The sequence below is a fragment of the Salinarimonas sp. genome, from assembly GCF_046292825.1.
In the GTDB taxonomy this organism is placed as follows: domain Bacteria; phylum Pseudomonadota; class Alphaproteobacteria; order Rhizobiales; family Beijerinckiaceae; genus Salinarimonas.
In genome coordinates this window covers 14,119-31,282 of the sequence record NZ_JBKBQG010000046.1, presented here as the reverse complement: position 1 = coordinate 31,282, position 17,164 = coordinate 14,119, and the positions used below count along the sequence as shown (strand labels likewise).

The following is a 17,164-nucleotide window of genomic DNA, read 5'->3' as shown; positions in this document are numbered from 1 at the left end:
GGTCCGGCAGGGGCGCCGCGCACCCAGTCCCACCCGCCCCCCCCCCCCCACCCCCCCCCACCCTACCCTCCCCGCCGCTTCGCGGGGGAGGGGGACCTCGGCGTCGGGGCCTTCCTCTCGGCGATCGTCTCGCGATGCCGTCGATGCAGGCCGCGCCGTGATCCCCCTCCCCCCGCAAAGCGGCGGGGAGGGGTTAGGGGTGGGGGGTGGTGGGGCTTGTGAGGTGGTTCGCGAAAGAGCCCCGGCGGAGGGGCCGAGCACGCCTATCCACCCGCTCCACAGGCCCGACCACCCCCCACCCTACCCTCCCCGCCGCTGCGCGGGGGGAGGGGGACGTCGGCGTCGGGGCCTTCCGCCCGCCGCTCGTCTCGCACTCGTGCTCTTCCCTCGCGCTGCGCGCTCGTGCGACAAGCGTGAGCCGAGACACCACCGAGAGCCCCCCGATGCGCGCACTCCTCGCGATCCTCCCCCTCCTCCTCGTCGCGAGCGCCGCCGAGGCCGAATTGCGGGGGCATGGGGGGCCGGTGCGGGCGCTGGCGATCGCGGGGGACGGGGGGCTCGCGGTGTCGGGGTCGTTCGACAGCCGCGCCATCGTCTGGGATCTCGCGAAGGGTGCCGCGGCCAGGGTGCTGCGCCTGCACGACGGCTCCGTCAACGCCGTCGCGTTCCTTGCCGACGGGCGGATCGTCACCGGCGGCGAGGACGGGCGGATCGCGCTGTGGCCGCACAACGGCGGCGAGCCGGAGCGGGTCGAGGCCGCGCACACGTCCCAGATCGTCGGCTTCGCGCTCTCGAGCGACGGCACCCGCCTCGCCTCCGCCTCGTGGGACGGGACGGCGCGCATCGCGCCGCTCGCTGGCGGCGAGGCGCGGGTGCTGACGGGCCATCTCGGCCAGGTGAACGCCGTCGCCTTCGCCCCCGACGGCGCGATCGTCACCGCGGGCTACGACGCCACGCTGCGGATCTGGCCCGAGGACGGCGGGCCCGCGCGTATCGTCCAGACGGGCAGCCCGCTGAACGCGCTCGCGATCGCGCCCGACGGGGAGATCGTCGTCGGCGCGGCCGACGGGCACGTGCGGGTGCTGACGCCCGGCGGCGAGATCCGCGCCGAGATCGAGATCCAGCGCCTGCCCGTGATCGCGCTCGCCCTCTCGCCGGACGGGGAGCGCATCGCGGCGGCCTCGATCCGCGGCTCGGTCTCGGTGATCGACCGCGCGAGCGGCACGGTGGATTTCGTGCTCGTCGGCCCGGGCCTGCCGGTCTGGTCCGTCGCCTTCGATCCGGACGGGCGCACGCTCCTGACCGGCGGGGGCGACGCCGTCGTGAGGCGCTGGGACGCGCGCACGGGCGAGCATATCGGCCCCGTGATGATGGGCGGGGGCGCCGACCCGCTCGCGCGCTTCACCGGCAGTCGCGGCGCGGAGGTGTTTCGCGCCTGCGCGGCCTGCCACACGCTGTCGGAGGACGAGGGCGAGCGCGCGGGGCCGACGCTCGCGGGCATCTTCGGGCGGCGCATCGGCACGGCCGAGGGCTACGACTTCTCGCCGGCTCTGCGCGAGATGGACATCGTCTGGACCCCGCAGACGGTCGCCGAATTGTTCGAGTTCGGCCCCACCGCCTACACGCCGGGCTCGAAGATGCCCGAGCAGCGCATCCCCTCGGAAGCCGACCGGCGGGCGCTCGTCGAGTTCCTGGAGGAGGTCACGCGCTGAAGGAAGGCCGTCGTGCCGGGGCGCGAGGCGGATCTCGATTGCTCAGGCCATCAGGTCGCCCGTCTCGCAGAAGATCACGCCCGCCGCCTTCATGTCGGCCATCGCGCGCGCGAGCGAGCCGTTCGTGTCGATGGCGCGGCAGGCGTCGAGGACGACATGCGTCGCGAAACCCTCCGCCATCGCGTCGAGCGCCGACCAGGCGACGCAGAAATCCGTCGCGAGCCCCGCGAGGAAGAGCCGCTTCACGCCCCGCTCGCGCAGATACGAGGCGAGCCCCGTCGGCGTGCGGCGGTCGACCTCGCGAAAGGCGGAATAGGAATCGATCTCGCGCCGAAAGCCCTTGCGCAGCACGAGCTCGGCGAGATGCGCGCTCTCGAGCCCGCGCGTGATCTCGGCCCCGCGGGTGCCCTGGACGCAATGGTCCGGCCACAGGACCTGCGTGCCGTAGGGCATCTCGATCGTCTCGAAGGGCGCCTTGCCGGGATGGCTCGAGGCGAAGGAACCGTGGCGCGGCGGATGCCAGTCCTGCGTGAGGACGAGATGCGCGCCGCGGGCGACGAAGCGCCGTGCCAGCGCGTCGATCGGCGCGATCACCGCGTCCCCGTCCGGCACGGCGAGCGCGCCGCCGGGCAGGAAATCGTACTGGACGTCGACCGCGAGGAGGACGTCGGTGTCGTCGAGCGTCGTGTCCATGAAAGCTCTCGCGTCAGGGGGAGGTCTCGGGGGGCGTCGCGCCGGGGCGAGCGATCCGTGACGGCAGTTTCGCACGCGCGAAGCGGCGGCGCAAACACGCGCTTCGCAAGGGACTAGTCCGCGCCCGCCCCCGCGAGCGCCCGCACGAGGGCGGCATTGTCGGGCGCGACCCTGCCGTCGGGCAGGTGGAGCACGTCTTCGAGGCCCACCCGCAGGTCGTGACCGGCGGCGCGGGCGCGCTCCGCGATCGGCCAGAAGGCGGCATTAAGGCCATGCGAGAGGATCGGCGGCCCGCGCGTCGCCGGTCCGAACCCCCGCGCCGCGAGACCCGCCGAAAGGTCGTCGAAGACGGCCTGCGCCTCGCGAACGTCCTGCTCGTTCACCTCGATCAGGATGCGGGTGACGGCCCCTGCCCAGGGCATCGCGAGAAAGCGCTCGAGATCCGCGCGCGACCACAGTCCCGCCTCGATGCCGATGCCGCGGGCGCGGACGATCTCGGCGATCTGCGGCGCGTCCGGCTCGCTCAGATTGAGGGAGACGTAATCCGGGATCTCCGTCCATTCCGCGATCGCCGCGTGGCGGGCCTCGCCGCCGGGCGCGATCCAGAGCCCGGTCGAGACGCCGACCGGCACGCCGGGAACGGCGTCGCGGATCGCGCGCAGCGCCCTCGCGATCGTGTCGGCGTCGAGGCTCTCGCGACCGTCCGCCCGGCGCGGATGCACGTGCAGCGCCCCCGCGCCCGCTTCGACCGCGGCCGCCGCGTCAAGCGCGAGCGCTTCCGCGCGGACGGGGATCGCGGGATGGTCCGCCGGCGTGCGGGCGCCGTTCAGCGCGGCCTGGATCAGCCGAGTCACGGCAGGAGCACGGTCGCGCCCGTGGTCGCGCGGCCCTCGAGCCGGCGGTGGACGTCGGCGACCTCGGAGAGCGGCGCGCGGGCGTGGACGGGGATCGTCACGGCGCCGCTCTCGACGACCGCGAAGAGGTCGTGCGCGCTCGCCACCAGATCGGCGCGCTTGGCGATGTAGGTGAACAAGGTCGGCCGCGTGGCGAAGAGCGAGCCCTTCTTGGCGAGGAGCCCGATGTCGAACGCGTCCACCGGCCCGGAGGCCGAGCCGAAGCTCACGAACATGCCGAGCGGGCGCAGGCAGTCGAGCGAGGCGGGGAAGGTCGCGCGCCCGACGCCGTCGTAGACGACCGCGCATTTCTCGCCGTTCGTGATCTCGGCGACGCGCGCGGCGAAATCCTCGCGCGTGTAGTCGATCACGTGGTCGGCCCCGTTGGCGCGGGCGAGCTCGCCCTTCTCGGCCGAGCCGACGGTGCCGATCACGGTCGCGCCGAGATGCTTGCCCCATTGGCACAGGATGAGCCCGACGCCGCCCGCTGCGGCGTGGACGAGGATGGTGTCGCCGGGCTCGACCCGGTAGGTGCGGCGCAGGAGATATTGGGCGGTCAGGCCCTTGAGCATCATCGCGGCGGCGGTCTCGTCGTCGATGCCCGCCGGCAGCTTGACGAGGCGGTCGGCCTCGATCAGCCGCACGTCGGCATAGGCGCCGAGCCCCGCCGCATAGGCGACGCGATCGCCGGGCGCGACGTCCGTCACGCCCTCCCCCACCGCCTCGACGATCCCCGCGCCCTCGTTGCCCGGCACGAAGGGCAGCGGTGCGGGATAGGCGCCCGTGCGGAAATAGACGTCGATGAAGTTCACCCCGATCGCCTTGTGGCGCACCCGCGCCTGGCCCGGCCCCGGCGCGCCGACCTCGACATCCTCGTAGGACAGGACCTCGGGGCCGCCGGTGGCGTGGACGCGGATCGCCTTCGTCATCAGTGCTTCCTCCTCGATTGCCGCGAGCGCGGGCGGCGATGCTAATCCGGGGGGATGGCGGGGAACAAGGGTGCTCGCGCGCGACGGGGAGTGCGGAAGATCGCGAGGCGGGGCCGCTCTTCTTCCGCTCGGAGTTCGTGAATCGTCCATTGCGGTGTCATCCCGGACGCCGAAGGCGATCCGGGACCCATACCCTCGACGCTTCAGTCGCAGCCTGTAGGCTGCGCTTCTCCGACGAGCGCCGTTCCGAGGGTGCGGAGCGAGCGCGGCATGCGCGCTCGGACGATCGTCGCGTTTATGGGTCCCGGGTCCGCTTCGCGGCCCGGGATGACAACGCACCCCTATCTCACGCCGCCCTCCCCTCGCTCACCGGAACGGCGGCTCGTCGAAGGAGCGCAGCTTGCGCGAGTGCAGGGCGGTCTTCTGGCCGCGCAGGATGTCGAGGGCGGAGAGGCCGATCATCAGGTGCTCGCCGACCGCGCGCTGGTAGAAGGCCGAGGCCGCGCCCGGCAGCTTGATCTCGCCGTGCAGCGGCTTGTCGGAGACGCAGAGCAGCGTCCCGTAGGGCACGCGCAGGCGGTAGCCCTGGGCGGCGATGGTGCCGCTCTCCATGTCGATCGCGATCGCACGCGAGAGATTGAAGCGCCGCCGCTCCTGGCTCCAGCGCAGCTCCCAATTGCGGTCGTCATTGGTGACGACGGTGCCCGTGCGCAGCCGGCGCTTGAGGAACTCGCCGTCCTCGCCCGTCACCTTCGCCGCCGCCTGCTGGAGCGCGATCTGCACCTCGGCGAGCGCCGGGATCGGGATCTCGGGGGGCACGAGGGCGTCGAGGATGTGGTCCTGGCGCAGATAGGCGTGGGCGAGCACGTAATCGCCGATCGTCTGCGTCGCGCGCAGGCCCCCGCAATGGCCGACCATCAGCCAGCAATGGGGGCGCAGGACCGCGAGGTGATCGGTGATCGTCTTCGCGTTCGACGGCCCCACCCCGATATTGACGAGCGTGACGCCCTGCCCGTCCTCGCGAACGAGGTGATAGGCCGGCATCTGGTAGCGGTGCCAGGTGGCGCGCGTCATCAAGGCCTCGACGCTCTGCGCGTTCTCCCCGCGCGCGTCCTCACGTCCGACGAAGACGCCGTTCGGCAGGACGATGCGCGTATAGGGCGAACCTTCGCGGGCGAGCTCGTCGAGGCCCCATTGCACGAACTGGTCGACGTAGCGGTGGTAGTTCGTCAGCAGGATCCAGGGCTGCACCGCGCGCCAATCGGTGCCGGTATAGTGCACGAGCCGGCGTAGCGAATAGTCGATCCGCACGGCGTCGAAGAGGGCGAGGGGCCGCGGACCCGCATCGACGTCCCACAAGCCGTCCGCGACCTCGTCGCCGACCTCCGCGAGGGCGGGCGTCGGGAAGTGCTGGGCGAGGTCGGCCGCCGTCACCACGCCGTGCGAGAGCTCGTCCCCGCGCTCGAGCACGTAGGGGTAGGGGATCTCCTGGTCGGAGAGCCCGACCTCGAGCCGCACGCCGTATTCGGAGACGAGCGGGCGCAGCTGCTCCAGCAGGTAGCCCCTGAACTGGCGCGGATGGGTGAGGGTCGTCGTGTAGGAGCCCGGCTCCTGGAGCTTGGCGTAGGCGCGCTGCGTGCGCGGCGGGGCGATCTCGGCGGCGTGGTGGACGCGCAGAGCCGGATAGCGGAAGGAGGCGCGCTCCTGGGCCGACGGCGGCGCGCCCCCGCGCACGAAACGCTGCACCGCTTCCGAGAGCGCGAGCGCCGCGCCTTCGTAGAGCGCCGAGAGGCGGTCGATCGCCTCCTCCGGGCTCGCCACCTCCTCGAACAGCGCGTCGTCCATCGGTTGCCTCGCGTCGCTTCGTCTCGTCGCCCTCTTGTGGACCGCGCGTGTGACGGGCGCAAGGCGCACGCCGACGCGTCGGAACCGCCGCGACGCCGGGCCCGTTCTGCGAACGTCGTGACAGGTCTCTCCCGCCGCCTGCGCCTCGCGCGCTCCTTCGCCCTCCTCGCCGGCGCGATCCTCTCGCGCCGGCCCCCGCGACCGCGCTCGCTCGACGAGCGCCTCGCGATGCTGCCGCGCGGGGACGCGGGGCTCGAGGCGCCGGTCTCGATCCGCTGGAGCGACCACGCGGTTCCCTTCCTCGAAGCGCGCTCGGACCGCGATCTCGCGATCGGGCTCGGCGTCGTCCACGCCCATCTGCGGCTCACGCAGATGGAGGTGATGCGCCGCGTCGCATACGGCCGCGTCGCCGAGATGGCCGGCCCGGCCGCGGTCGATCTCGACCGGGCCCTGCGCACGCTCGGCATCGCCAAGGCGGTGCCCGGCATCCTCGCGATGATGCCCGAGCACACGCGCACGATGCTCGACGGCTTCGTCGCGGGCGTGAACCGGGTCGTCGAGACGATGCCCGAAGACCCGCCCGATTTCGGCCCCCTGGGCCTGTCGCGCACCCCCTGGAGCGCCGCCGACGTGATGGCGCTCGGGCGCGCGGCGGTCGCGGACGTCAATTGGGTAATCTGGATGCGCCTCATCCCGCTGCGGCGCGATCCCGGCTTTCCCGACCTGTGGGACAAGCTCGTCGCCCACGGCACGGGCACGATCGCGAACCTCTCGGGCGGGGATCTCGACGTGCTGGTCGCGAGCGCGCTCGGCTCGGCGCTCAAGGGCTCGAATGCCTGGGCGGTCGCGGGCGCGCGCACCGCCAGCGGCACGCCGATGCTCGCGGGCGATCCGCATCTGCCGATCACGGCGCCGAACATCTGGCTCGCGGCGGGCTTCCGCTCGCCCTCTTACGCCTGCACCGGCTTCATGCTGCCGGGCCTGCCCTTCATGGCCTTCGGCCGCAACGAGCATATCGCCTGGGGCGGGACCGCGCCGCACACGGCCTCCTCCGATCTCTTCGATCTCTCCTCGCTGCCGCACGAGCCCTTCGAGACGCGCACCGAGACGATCCGCGTGCGCGGGGCGGGCGAGGAGCGCGTCGACATTCGCGAGAGCCGTTTCGGGCCGATCGTCTCGGACGCGGTGCCGATGGGCGGAACTTACGCTCTGCGCTGGGTCGGTCACGAGTCCTCCGACGAGCTCACCGCCATGCTCGGCATCAACCGCGCCCACGACATCGAGAGCTTCCGCGCCGCCTGCGAGCACATGGCGGTGCCGGGCCAGAACTGGATCGTCGCGGAGGCGGCGGGCGGGATCGCGAAGCAGATCGCGGCGAAGCTCCCGCGCCGCCCGAACACGCCGCTCGCCGATCTCGTCGCCCGCCCGGAAGCCCTCGCTCATTGGGAGCGCTTCGTCACCGCGCGCGATTTCCCCCTCGAGCGCGATCCGCGACGCGGCTACGTGATCTCGGCGAACGACCGGCCGAGCGAGACGCCGACCCCTTTGAGCTATTTCTACTCGGCCGCGATCCGCGTCGAGCGCATCGCCGCGTTGATCGAGGCGGCCTCCCCCGTGACGCTCGACGCCATGGCCGCGATCCAGCGCGACGTGACGGTGACGACGGCGCTCGACCTGCGCGACCGGCTCGTGTCGCTCGCGCGCGACGCCGGCGATCTGCCCGGCGGCGGCGGGGCGCCCGCGCGCGAGGCGGTGCGCGCGGCGCGGGACGCCGTGCTACCGCTCCTCGCCGCGTGGGACGGATCCTATCCGCCCGATTCGCGCGGCGCGCTCGCCTTCGAGCTCCTCGTCGCCCATATCGTCGAGCGCCATCACAGCCGCACCGAGCGCGCCTTCTACGGCGCCGTCTTCACCGCCCGCACGCTGATCGCCCGCGATCTCGACGAAGCGCGCGACGAGCTCACGGTCGCGGTCGCCCGCGCGCTGGTCGAGACGGCGCGCGAGCTGAAGCGCTACCGGGTCTGGGGCGACGTCCACCGGCTGCGCGTCGCGCATCTTCTCGGCGGCCTCCCCCTGATCGGGCGCCGCTACGTCTATGCGGATCTCCCCGTCGGCGGCACCTCGGACGCGGTGATGAAGACCGCCCACCCCGCCGTGCCGCGCCCGCACAGGGCCTTCTACGGCTCGATCGCGCGCTTCGTCTGCGATTGCGGGGATCTCGACGGCGCGACGGGCGTGCTGATCACCGGCCAGGACGGCTGGCTCGGCTCGGCGAACGCGCTCGACCAATTGCCGCTCTGGCTCGACGGAAAGGCGCTCGCGATGCCGCTCTCGCGCGAGGGGGTGGCGCGCGCCTATCCGCACGAGACGGTGCTCGAGCCGGGGCCGCGGCGATGATCGACGCGACGCCGTTGCTGCGCCTCTACGCCGCCCGACGCCGGCGCCAGCTCGACCGGGAGGACGCGTGGGCGGCGCAGGAGCGGGTGCTCGCGGGCCTGATCGCGCGGGCGAGGGACACCGCCTTCGGCCGCGCGCACGGCTTCGCGGAGATCCGCGACGCCGACGCTTTCCGCGCCCGCGTGCCGGTGCGGGACTACGAGGCGATGTGGGGGGCGTTCTGGCAGGAGCCGTTCCCGACGCTCGACGACACGAGCTGGCCGGGGCGGATGCCGTTCTTCGCGCTCTCCTCGGGCACGACCGCGGGGCGCACGAAATACATCCCCGTGAGCCGCGAGATGGTCGCGTCGAACCGCCGCGCGGCGCTCGACATCCTCGTCCACCATCTCGGCCGACGCCCCGATTCGAAGGTGCTCGGCGGGCGCAGCTTCATGCTCGGCGGCTCGACCGCGCTCGAGACGCTGGCGCCCGGCGTGCGCGCAGGCGACCTGTCGGGGATCGCGACCGCGACGGTGCCGGTCTGGGCGCGCGGGCGCACCTTCCCGCCCGCCGATCTCGCGCTCCTCGCCGATTGGGAGGCGAAGATCGAAGCCCTCGTGCCCGCCTCGCGGGAGGCGGACGTGCGCGCGATCTCGGGCACGCCGACCTGGCTCCTCGCCTTCTTCGAGCGCCTCGCGCAAGCCGCGCCGCGGCTCGGCCCGAGCCTCACCGATTTCTACCCGAACCTCGAGCTGATCATCCACGGCGGCGTCGCGATGGCGCCCTATCGGCAGCGTTTCGAGCGGCTGATCGAGGGCACGCGCGTGCGGCTCGCGGAGGTGTTTCCGGCGAGCGAGGGGTTCTTCGCCATTCAGGACGGGGGCCCCGAGGCGGGCATGCGGCTCCTCGTCGACAACGGGATCTTCTACGAATTCGTCGAGCCCGCCACCCTCGACACCCCCTCCCCCCGGCGGCTCACCTTGCGCGAGGCGGCGCTCGGCGAGGATTACGCGCTCGTCGTCTCGACCAATGCCGGGCTCTTCGCATATGCGGTCGGCGATCTCGTGCGGCTCGTCTCGAAGGCGCCGCCGCGTATCCTCTTCGCCGGGCGCACCGCCTACACGCTCTCGGCTTTCGGCGAGCACGTCTCGGGTGCCGAGCTCGAGGCGGCGATGGTCGCGGCGGCGGGCGCGATCGAGGCGCAGATCGTCGATTATTCCGCAGGCGCCCGGCATCGCGCGCGAGGCGCCGCGAGCGACCACCATCTCGTGATCGTCGAATTGGTCGACGGCGCGATCGAACCCGCCCGGGCCGCGCGCCTGCGCGACGCGCTCGACGCCGCGCTCGTGCGGGGCAATGCCGATTACGCGACCCATCGCGCGGCGCGCCAGCTCGCCGCACCCGAGCTCATCGTGGCGCCCACCGGCACCTTCCACGCCTGGATGGCGGCGCGCGGCAAGCTCGGCGGGCAGAACAAGGCGCCGCGCGTGATCGCCGACGAGGGGCTCCTCGCCAGCCTCGAGCGTGCAGCCGGCTCGGGAACGCGCGTTCCGGCAGGTCGTTGACTGGAGGCGAGTTCCGCCTCGCCCCGCACAGGATGCCGACACCATGCCGCAGATCGCCTTCGCGACGACCTCACCTTTCACCCTCCAGGACGAGGAGCGCGGGCGCGCCCGCCCGACCACCGGCCGCGGGCATCTGTTCACCCCGGTCGCGGCGACGCTGCCGAAGAGCCGGCCCGCTCTGGTGATCCTGCCGGGCCTCGGCGGCATCATCCCCGAGCGCGAATTGCGCTATGCGCGCATGCTCGCGGAGGAGGGCTACGTCACGCTCGCGGTCGACACCTTCGCCGCGCGCGGGCGCGATTACGCCATCCATCCGCGCCGGGCGCTCGCCGTCACCGAGACGATGATGCTGTCGGACGCTTTCAGCGCCCTGCGCTTCCTCGCCGACATGCCGATGGTGGACCCCACCCGCGTCGGCGTGATGGGCTTCTCCTATGGCGGCATGGTGAGCGTGCTCGCCGCCTACGAGCAGATGGCGCGCCTGTTCGCGCCCGACGGCCTGCGCTTTGCCGCCCATGCGAGCTATTACGGCGCCTCGGTGCCGCGCTTCGAGAACCCGCGCACGACGGGCGCGCCGGTCGAGATCTTCGTCGGTGGGCTCGATCGCAACGTCTGCATCGCGCGCTCGCGGGAGATCGCGCAGGATCTGCGCCGCGGCGGCTCCAAGGTCGGCTTCAACCTCTACGAGAGCGCCTACCATCAGTGGGACTCGGACAATCTCGAGCCCAAATTCGTGCGCTTCTCGCTGATCGGCTGCCGCTTCCGCCTCGATGTCGCCAACCGGCTCGTCGACGAGCGCACCGGCATCGTGATCCGCGGCCGCACGAGCCGGACGCTGGCGCTCGCGCTGAACGCGAGCCCCTCGGGCTACCACATGCTGCGCTGCGAGGAGACCTGCAAGCGCTCCGACGAGCGCCTCGCCGGCTTCCTCGACCGCGCGCTCGCCGCGACCCCGCCGATCGCCCTCGGCCGGCGCGTCGGCGCGGCCTTGTGACGGGGTGCACCCGAGACCCCGGCGGCGCTCAATCCCGCATCATCCGCCCCATCCGAAACCGCATGATCGCGTCGATCAGGCGCCGCGGCGCGAGCGGGATCAGCCCCTGCTCGATCACGGGGATCCGCGCGGGGGCGTAGCGCAGGCGGGGATGGCGGTCGGTGAGCGCGCGCATCGTCGCCTGCGCGACGCCCTCGACGGACATGCCGTGGCGCGGGGCGGCCTCGACGATGCCTTCGATCGCCGAGCGGAAGGCGCGGCCCCAGCGCGTGTGGTCGAAGCGCGAGAGATCCTGCGCGCGCACCTTGTCCCAGACCGGCGTCTCGACGAGCGAGGGCGCCATGATGATCACCGGGATGCCGAGGGGCGCGAGCTCGCGTCGCAACGCCTCCGAGAACCCCTCGATGCCGTGCTTCGAGGCGCAATAGCCGGTGACGAAGGGCTGGCCGACGATGCCGCCGAGCGAGGACATGGTGACGATCCGCCCCTTGGGCCCCCTCCGCCCCGGGTCCGTGCCGAGGAGGGGCAGGAAGGTCTTGGCGGTGGCGGCGGTGCCGAACAGGTTCACCTCCACCTGCCGGCGCCATTCCCCCCAATCCTGGCAGTCGAGCGGCCCCGGAATGCCGATGCCGGCATTGGCGACGAGGCCGGCGAGCCTCCCCTCCCCCAAAGCCGCGCCGACTTCCCCCGCCGCCCGCTCGAGGGAGGCGTAGTCGGTCACGTCGAGCACCAGCGGGTGGAAGCGCGCGCCGAGCCGCTCCGCGAGCCGATCCGCATCCTCCCGCCGCCGCGCCGACCCGAACACCCGCCACCCCCGCGCCAGAGCCGCCCGCGCGATCGCCTCCCCGATGCCGCTCGTGGCGCCGGTGACGACGAGGGAGGGGTTTTCGGGAGACGGCATGGGAGGCTCCTCGTCGGGGCGGGCGGGCGAGATCCCTCCCCGGAGGGGAGGGTGGCCTCGGGAGCGGAGCGACCGAGGTCGGGTGGGGCCCGGGTGGAGATCGCGCGGCGAGCGTCGTGCCCCACCCGACCCCTTCGCTTCGCTCAGGGGCCACCCTCCCCTACGGGGAGGGATTCTCCAGGGTCCCCAAGCGAACGCCCATCCGCCCAGCGAGGTCCTGGACGAATTGCCACGCGGTGCGGCCCGAGCGGGCGCCGCGGGTCGTCGCCCATTCGAGCGCCTCGCGGCGCACGCGCTCCTCCTCGACCGCCAGCGAGAGCGCCCGGCAATAGCCGAAGACCATCGCGAGATACTCGTCCTGCGAGCATTTGTGGAAGCCGAGCCACAGCCCGAAACGGTCGGAGAGGGAGACCTTCTCCTCCACCGCCTCGCCTGGATTGATGGCGCTCGAGCGCTCGTTCTCCATCATGTCGCGGGGCAGGAGGTGGCGGCGGTTCGAGGTGGCGTAGAAGATCACGTTCTCGGGCCTGCCCTCGACGCCACCCTCGAGCGCGGCCTTGAGGGACTTGTAGGACGTGTCCTCGGCATCGAAGGAGAGATCGTCGCAGAACACGACGAAGCGATGCGCGTCCGCGCGCAGGATGTTCATCAGAGCGGGCAGGCTCTCGATGTCCTCGCGGTGGATCTCGACGAGCTTGAGCGGCAGGACGCCCCCGTCTCCCCCCTCCCCCGCGAGCCGCGCGTTGACGTCCGCCTGCGCCGCCTTCACGAGCGAGGATTTGCCCATGCCGCGCGCGCCCCACAGGAGGGCGTTGTTGGCGGGCAGGCCGCGGGCGAAGCGCTCGGTGTTGTCGACGAGGAGATCGCGGACCCGGTCGATGCCCTGGAGGAGGCCGATCGGCACGCGGTTCACGCGCGCGACGGGGGCGAGGCGGTGCCCCTCCGGATGCCAGACGAAGGCGTCGGCCGCCTCCGCGCGGAACGGCTCGGGCCGCGGCGGCGCGATCCGCTCCAGCGCCTCCGCGATCCGCAGCGCGGCGGCGAGGAGCGCGTCGGGCGCCGCTTTCGGGTGGTGCAGGGGGGAAGGCTCGTCCGACATGAGGATCACGTATCCGAGAGAGGCGACGGTCGCTCGCTCGATAGCGCCTTGCGGGCGCGCCCGCAAATCGAAGGGCGGGCCGCCTCTCGTCGAGCGCGCCTGCGACGCGGCGTAACAGCCCCTTTCGCGAACCCGCCGCGATCGCCATTTCCCGCGAGGACGGCGCACGATCCGAAGCCGCCTGCGGGAAATCCCTTAAGGACTGCCCGAAAACCACACGATTTGCGCCGAAAGCGTGACGCGTGCGACGGCTCCGGCCCTTGCCTCCGACATGGCCCTGGGATAAGCGTCGCCTCGCATCGCGTCGTCCGATCGAAAGCCGTTCGAAACCGGAGCGTCGGCGCCATGCGGCCACGCGAGAAGGGAGCGTCATGACCTCGCTCTTAGCCGATTATCTGCCGCTCGTGATCTTCATGGGCGTCGCCCTCGTCATCGGAGCCATCCTGCTCGCGGCGCCCTTCGTCGTCGCCTACAAGAAGCCCGATTCGGAGAAGCTCTCCGCCTACGAGTGCGGCTTCAACGCCTTCGACGACGCCCGGATGAAGTTCGACGTGCGTTTCTACCTCGTCGCGATCCTGTTCATCATCTTCGACCTCGAGGTGGCGTTCCTGTTCCCCTGGGCGGTGGTGTTCGGCGAGATCGGCTGGTTCGGCTTCTGGTCGATGATGATCTTCCTCGCGGTGCTCACCGTGGGCTTCGTCTACGAGTGGAAGAAGGGAGCTCTGGAATGGGACTGATCGACCCCGGCAAGACGCGCGATCTCGCCCCGCAGACGGAGGACGCGCACGCGCTGCGCGCCCGTCCGCCGCAGGGCGAGGATCCGTTCTTCACGAAGGTCTCGGCCGAGCTCGCGGACAAGGGATTCCTCGTCACCTCGGCGGACGAGCTCGTCAAATGGGCGCGCACCGGCTCGCTCATGTGGATGACGTTCGGCCTCGCCTGCTGCGCGGTCGAGATGATGCAGATGTCGATGCCGCGCTACGACGCCGAGCGCTTCGGCTTCGCGCCGCGCGCCTCCCCGCGCCAATCGGACGTGATCATCGTCGCCGGCACGCTCACCAACAAGATGGCGCCCGCCTTCCGCAAGGTCTACGACCAGATGCCGGAGCCCCGCTACGTCATCTCGATGGGCTCCTGCGCGAACGGCGGCGGCTACTATCATTATTCCTATTCGGTGGTGCGCGGCTGCGACCGCATCGTGCCGGTGGACGTCTACGTGCCCGGCTGCCCGCCCACCGCGGAGGCGCTGCTCTACGGCGTGCTGCTCCTCCAGAAGAAGATCCGTCGCACGGGGACGATCGAGCGCTGAGATGACGCAAGTGTCCGACACCACCGCGCTCGGCGCGCTCGAAGCCCATGTCAGGCAGATCCTCGGCGACGCGCTCCGCTCGGCGACGATCGCCTTCGGCGACCTGACGCTCGTCGTCGAGCGCGAATCCTGGCGCGAGGCGGTGACGGCCCTGCGCGACGACGGGCACTATCGCTTCGTCTCGTTCATCGACCTGTGCGGCGTCGATTATCCCAGCCGCGAGAGGCGCTTCGACGTCGTTCTTCACCTCCTGTCGCCGAGCCGGAACATCCGCCTGCGCGTGAAGTGCGAGACCGACGAGCGCAATCCGGTGCCGAGCCTGATCGACGTCTTCCCGGCGGCGAACTGGTTCGAGCGCGAGGCCTACGACCTCTACGGCATCCTGTTCTCGGGCCATCCGGACCTGCGCCGGATCCTGACCGATTACGGCTTCGAGGGTCACCCTCTGCGCAAGGACTTCCCGCTCACCGGCTTCGTCGAGGTGCGCTACGACGAGGCGCAGGGGCGCGTCGTCTACGAGCCCGTGAAGCTCACGCAGGAATTCCGGAATTTCGACTTCCTCTCGCCCTGGGAGGGGACGGATTACGTCCTGCCCGGCGACGAGAAGGCGGCGGGCAGGAGCTGAGGAGGCGGCCATGGGCGAGCACGACATCCGCAACTTCTCGATCAATTTCGGCCCGCAGCATCCGGCCGCGCACGGCGTTCTGCGCCTCGTGCTCGAGCTCGACGGCGAGCTCGTGGAGCGCGTCGACCCGCATATCGGGCTCCTGCATCGCGGCACCGAGAAGCTCCTCGAATACAAGACCTACATCCAGGGCACGCCCTATTTCGACCGGCTCGACTACGTCGCGCCGATGAACCAGGAGCACGCCTTCTGCCTCGCGATCGAGCGCATGCTCGGCATCGAGGTGCCGCGGCGCGCGCAGCTCATCCGCGTCCTCTATTCCGAGATCGGGCGCATCCTCTCGCACCTCCTCAACATCACCACGCAGGCGATGGACGTCGGCGCGCTCACGCCGCCGCTCTGGGGCTTCGAGGAGCGCGAGAAGCTGATGGTGTTCTACGAGCGCGCGTCCGGCGCTCGGCTCCACGCCAATTATTTCCGCCCCGGCGGCGTCCACCAGGACCTGCCGCCCGAGCTGATCGACGACATCGAGGCCTGGTGCGATCCCTTCCTCGGCACGGTCGACGACATCGACGCGCTCGTGATGGAGAACCGCATCTTCAAGCAGCGCAACGTCGACATCGCGGTGGTGTCGCTCGAGGATTGCTGGAAGTGGGGCTTCTCGGGCGTGATGGTGCGCGGCTCGGGCGCGCCGTGGGACCTGCGCAAGGCGCAGCCCTACGAGTGCTACGAGGAGATGGACTTCGACATCCCCGTGGGGAAGAACGGCGACAATTACGATCGCCAGCTCATCCGCATGGAGGAGATGCGCCAATCGGTGCGCATCATGAAGCAGTGCATCGCGAAACTCCGCGCGCCGGACGGGCGCGGGCCGGTGACGACGATGGACGGCAAGATCGCGCCGCCGCGCCGCGGCGAGATGAAGCGCTCGATGGAAGCGCTCATCCATCACTTCAAGCTCTACACGGAAGGCTTTCACGTGCCGGCGGGCGAGGTCTACGCCGCGGTGGAGGCGCCCAAGGGCGAGTTCGGCGTCTATCTCGTCGCGGACGGCACCAACAAGCCCTATCGCGTGAAGATCCGCGCGCCGGGCTTCGCCCATCTCCAGGCGATGGACTTCCTGTGCCGCGGGCACATGCTCGCGGACGTGTCGGCCATCCTGGGCTCGATCGACATCGTCTTCGGCGAGGTCGACCGCTGAGATCGAACGGCTCCGGGGCGTGCTCCGGAGCTTCGCACGAGCGCGGGTCGCCTCCCGGCACCCGCGGCAGAGGCAGAGAAGAAGACAGGTCATGGCCGTTCGCAGGCTCGCACCCGACGACGTGCAACCCTCTCAGTTCGCGTTCTCCGCGGAGACCGAGAGCTGGGTGAAGGCGCAGATCGCCAAATATCCGGAAGGGCGCCAGGCCTCCGCGGTGATCCCGCTCTTGTGGCGCGTCCAGAAGGATTGCGGCGGCTGGCTGCCGCGCGTCGCCATCGAGGCGGTCGCCGAGCGGCTGGCGATGCCGTATATCCGCGTCCTCGAGGTCGCGACCTTCTACACGATGTTCAACCTCGAACCGGTCGGCAAGTTCTACATCCAGATGTGCGGCACGACGCCCTGCCAGCTGCGCGGCTCGGACGCCATCAAGGCCGTCCTGAAGAAGCGCATCGGCGAGGCGGGGCACGTCAGCGCCGACGGCCTGTTCTCCTGGCTCGAGGTCGAGTGCCTCGGCGCCTGCTGCAACGCGCCGATGGTGCAGATCAACGACGATTATTTCGAGGACCTGACCCCTGAGAATTTCGAGGCGCTCCTCGACGATCTCGCCGCCGGGCGCCCCGTGAAGATCGGCTCGCAAGCCGGCCGCACCACATCCGAGCCGGAAGGCGGCCCGTTCACGCTCACCGACGAGAGCCTGTTCGACGGCTCGCGCGTCGGCGCCTGGAAGGCGCGCTTCGCCGAGGAGGCGCAGGCCAAGGCGGCGAAGGATGCCGATGAGCGCGCGAAGGCCGAGGCCGAGGCCGCGACGAAGCAGGCCGCGAGCGAGCCGAAGCCCGCCAAGCCCGATTCCGGCCGCGCCATCGAGACCCCCGCGGCCGACGCTCCCGCCCAGCGCGCGGCGGCGGGCGAGGAGCCGATCCCCGCCGACAAGCGCAAGGCGGCCGCGTCGACGAAGACGAAGCGCGCCCGCAAGTCCGAAGATTCATCCGGCAAGAAGCCGGATGGCGACAAGACGTCCTGAA

At 71.4% G+C, this 17,164-nt stretch carries 15 protein-coding genes; 9 read left to right on the top strand and 6 right to left on the bottom strand.

The features are described from left to right. Window positions 1-443: 443 nt before the first annotated feature. A complete protein-coding gene (locus ACK4UM_RS17570; RefSeq protein ID WP_409801844.1) occupies window positions 444-1,712 on the top strand; it encodes a c-type cytochrome in 1,269 nt (422 codons plus the stop codon). A 42-nt stretch (window positions 1,713-1,754) separates the two neighbouring features. On the opposite strand, the gene pncA is transcribed toward ACK4UM_RS17570, so the two are convergent. The 4 genes from pncA to ACK4UM_RS17550 form a co-directional block, all read right to left on the bottom strand. Continuing rightward, entirely contained in the window at window positions 1,755-2,405 is a 651-nt protein-coding gene (gene pncA, locus ACK4UM_RS17565) for a bifunctional nicotinamidase/pyrazinamidase (RefSeq protein WP_409801840.1), read from the bottom strand. Window positions 2,406-2,518: 113 nt separating this feature from the next. Then, window positions 2,519-3,259: a 3-keto-5-aminohexanoate cleavage protein gene (locus ACK4UM_RS17560; RefSeq protein WP_409801837.1), complete on the bottom strand. Its 741-nt coding sequence runs from the start codon at window positions 3,257-3,259 to the stop codon at window positions 2,519-2,521. Continuing rightward, a complete protein-coding gene (locus ACK4UM_RS17555; RefSeq protein WP_409801835.1) occupies window positions 3,256-4,227 on the bottom strand; it encodes a quinone oxidoreductase family protein in 972 nt (323 codons plus the stop codon). Before ACK4UM_RS17555 ends, ACK4UM_RS17560 begins: the two co-directional genes overlap by 4 nt. A gap of 366 nt (window positions 4,228-4,593) precedes the next feature. After that, entirely contained in the window at window positions 4,594-6,072 is a 1,479-nt protein-coding gene (locus ACK4UM_RS17550) for an AMP nucleosidase (RefSeq protein WP_409801832.1), read from the bottom strand. A 117-nt stretch (window positions 6,073-6,189) separates the two neighbouring features. Between ACK4UM_RS17550 and ACK4UM_RS17545 the strand changes: the two genes are divergently transcribed. From ACK4UM_RS17545 to ACK4UM_RS17535, 3 genes are read left to right on the top strand one after another with little or no spacing between them, the layout of a single operon-like run. Further along, a complete protein-coding gene (locus ACK4UM_RS17545; protein WP_409801829.1) occupies window positions 6,190-8,469 on the top strand; it encodes a penicillin acylase family protein in 2,280 nt (759 codons plus the stop codon). Further along, on the top strand, window positions 8,466-10,013 hold the full coding sequence (locus ACK4UM_RS17540; RefSeq protein WP_409801824.1) for a GH3 auxin-responsive promoter family protein: 1,548 nt from the start codon (window positions 8,466-8,468) through the stop codon (window positions 10,011-10,013). Before ACK4UM_RS17545 ends, ACK4UM_RS17540 begins: the two co-directional genes overlap by 4 nt. A gap of 43 nt (window positions 10,014-10,056) precedes the next feature. Then, complete coding sequence (locus tag ACK4UM_RS17535; RefSeq protein ID WP_409801821.1) at window positions 10,057-11,007, top strand: dienelactone hydrolase family protein; 951 nt, start codon at window positions 10,057-10,059, stop codon at window positions 11,005-11,007. 28 nt (window positions 11,008-11,035) lie between these two features. Here ACK4UM_RS17535 and ACK4UM_RS17530 read toward each other — a convergent pair whose 3' ends face one another. After that, window positions 11,036-11,908, bottom strand: coding sequence for an SDR family NAD(P)-dependent oxidoreductase (locus ACK4UM_RS17530; RefSeq protein WP_409801817.1), 873 nt, complete (start codon window positions 11,906-11,908; stop codon window positions 11,036-11,038). Between the two features lie 160 nt (window positions 11,909-12,068). Beyond that, window positions 12,069-13,007: an ATP-binding protein gene (locus ACK4UM_RS17525; protein ID WP_409801814.1), complete on the bottom strand. Its 939-nt coding sequence runs from the start codon at window positions 13,005-13,007 to the stop codon at window positions 12,069-12,071. A gap of 371 nt (window positions 13,008-13,378) precedes the next feature. Between ACK4UM_RS17525 and ACK4UM_RS17520 the strand changes: the two genes are divergently transcribed. The 5 genes from ACK4UM_RS17520 to nuoE all read left to right on the top strand — a co-directional run bounded on the left by ACK4UM_RS17520 (window position 13,379) and on the right by nuoE (window position 17,163). Beyond that, window positions 13,379-13,744, top strand: a complete 366-nt coding sequence (locus ACK4UM_RS17520) for an NADH-quinone oxidoreductase subunit A (protein ID WP_409801812.1) — start codon at window positions 13,379-13,381, stop codon at window positions 13,742-13,744. 53 nt (window positions 13,745-13,797) lie between these two features. Next, the gene (locus ACK4UM_RS17515; protein WP_409801847.1) at window positions 13,798-14,316 is read left to right on the top strand and encodes a NuoB/complex I 20 kDa subunit family protein; all 519 of its coding nucleotides are present in this window, start codon (window positions 13,798-13,800) and stop codon (window positions 14,314-14,316) included. A 1-nt stretch (window position 14,317) separates the two neighbouring features. Beyond that, window positions 14,318-14,941 carry an NADH-quinone oxidoreductase subunit C gene (locus ACK4UM_RS17510; RefSeq protein ID WP_409801809.1) on the top strand — a complete coding sequence of 208 codons (624 nt, stop codon included), beginning with the start codon at window positions 14,318-14,320 and terminating at the stop codon, window positions 14,939-14,941. Between the two features lie 10 nt (window positions 14,942-14,951). Continuing rightward, the gene (locus ACK4UM_RS17505; protein ID WP_409801806.1) at window positions 14,952-16,142 is read left to right on the top strand and encodes an NADH-quinone oxidoreductase subunit D; all 1,191 of its coding nucleotides are present in this window, start codon (window positions 14,952-14,954) and stop codon (window positions 16,140-16,142) included. A gap of 91 nt (window positions 16,143-16,233) precedes the next feature. Further along, entirely contained in the window at window positions 16,234-17,163 is a 930-nt protein-coding gene (gene nuoE / locus ACK4UM_RS17500; RefSeq protein ID WP_409801803.1) for an NADH-quinone oxidoreductase subunit NuoE, read from the top strand. The last annotated feature ends 1 nt before the right edge of the window (window position 17,164 follow it).

Bases quoted from the DNA above. Each gene is read 5' to 3' on its own strand.
- ACK4UM_RS17510 (WP_409801809.1), top strand. From the start codon at position 14,318: ATGACGCAAGTGTCCGACACCACCGCGCTCGGCGCGCTCGAAGCCCAT.
- ACK4UM_RS17505 (WP_409801806.1), top strand. From the start codon at position 14,952: ATGGGCGAGCACGACATCCGCAACTTCTCGATCAATTTCGGCCCGCAG.
- ACK4UM_RS17540 (WP_409801824.1), top strand. From the start codon at position 8,466: ATGATCGACGCGACGCCGTTGCTGCGCCTCTACGCCGCCCGACGCCGG.
- ACK4UM_RS17555 (WP_409801835.1), bottom strand. From the start codon at position 4,227: ATGACGAAGGCGATCCGCGTCCACGCCACCGGCGGCCCCGAGGTCCTG.
- ACK4UM_RS17550 (WP_409801832.1), bottom strand. From the start codon at position 6,072: ATGGACGACGCGCTGTTCGAGGAGGTGGCGAGCCCGGAGGAGGCGATC.
- pncA (WP_409801840.1), bottom strand. From the start codon at position 2,405: ATGGACACGACGCTCGACGACACCGACGTCCTCCTCGCGGTCGACGTC.
- nuoE (WP_409801803.1), top strand. From the start codon at position 16,234: ATGGCCGTTCGCAGGCTCGCACCCGACGACGTGCAACCCTCTCAGTTC.
- ACK4UM_RS17525 (WP_409801814.1), bottom strand. From the start codon at position 13,007: ATGTCGGACGAGCCTTCCCCCCTGCACCACCCGAAAGCGGCGCCCGAC.
- ACK4UM_RS17530 (WP_409801817.1), bottom strand. From the start codon at position 11,908: ATGCCGTCTCCCGAAAACCCCTCCCTCGTCGTCACCGGCGCCACGAGC.
- ACK4UM_RS17535 (WP_409801821.1), top strand. From the start codon at position 10,057: ATGCCGCAGATCGCCTTCGCGACGACCTCACCTTTCACCCTCCAGGAC.
- ACK4UM_RS17570 (WP_409801844.1), top strand. From the start codon at position 444: ATGCGCGCACTCCTCGCGATCCTCCCCCTCCTCCTCGTCGCGAGCGCC.
- ACK4UM_RS17520 (WP_409801812.1), top strand. From the start codon at position 13,379: ATGACCTCGCTCTTAGCCGATTATCTGCCGCTCGTGATCTTCATGGGC.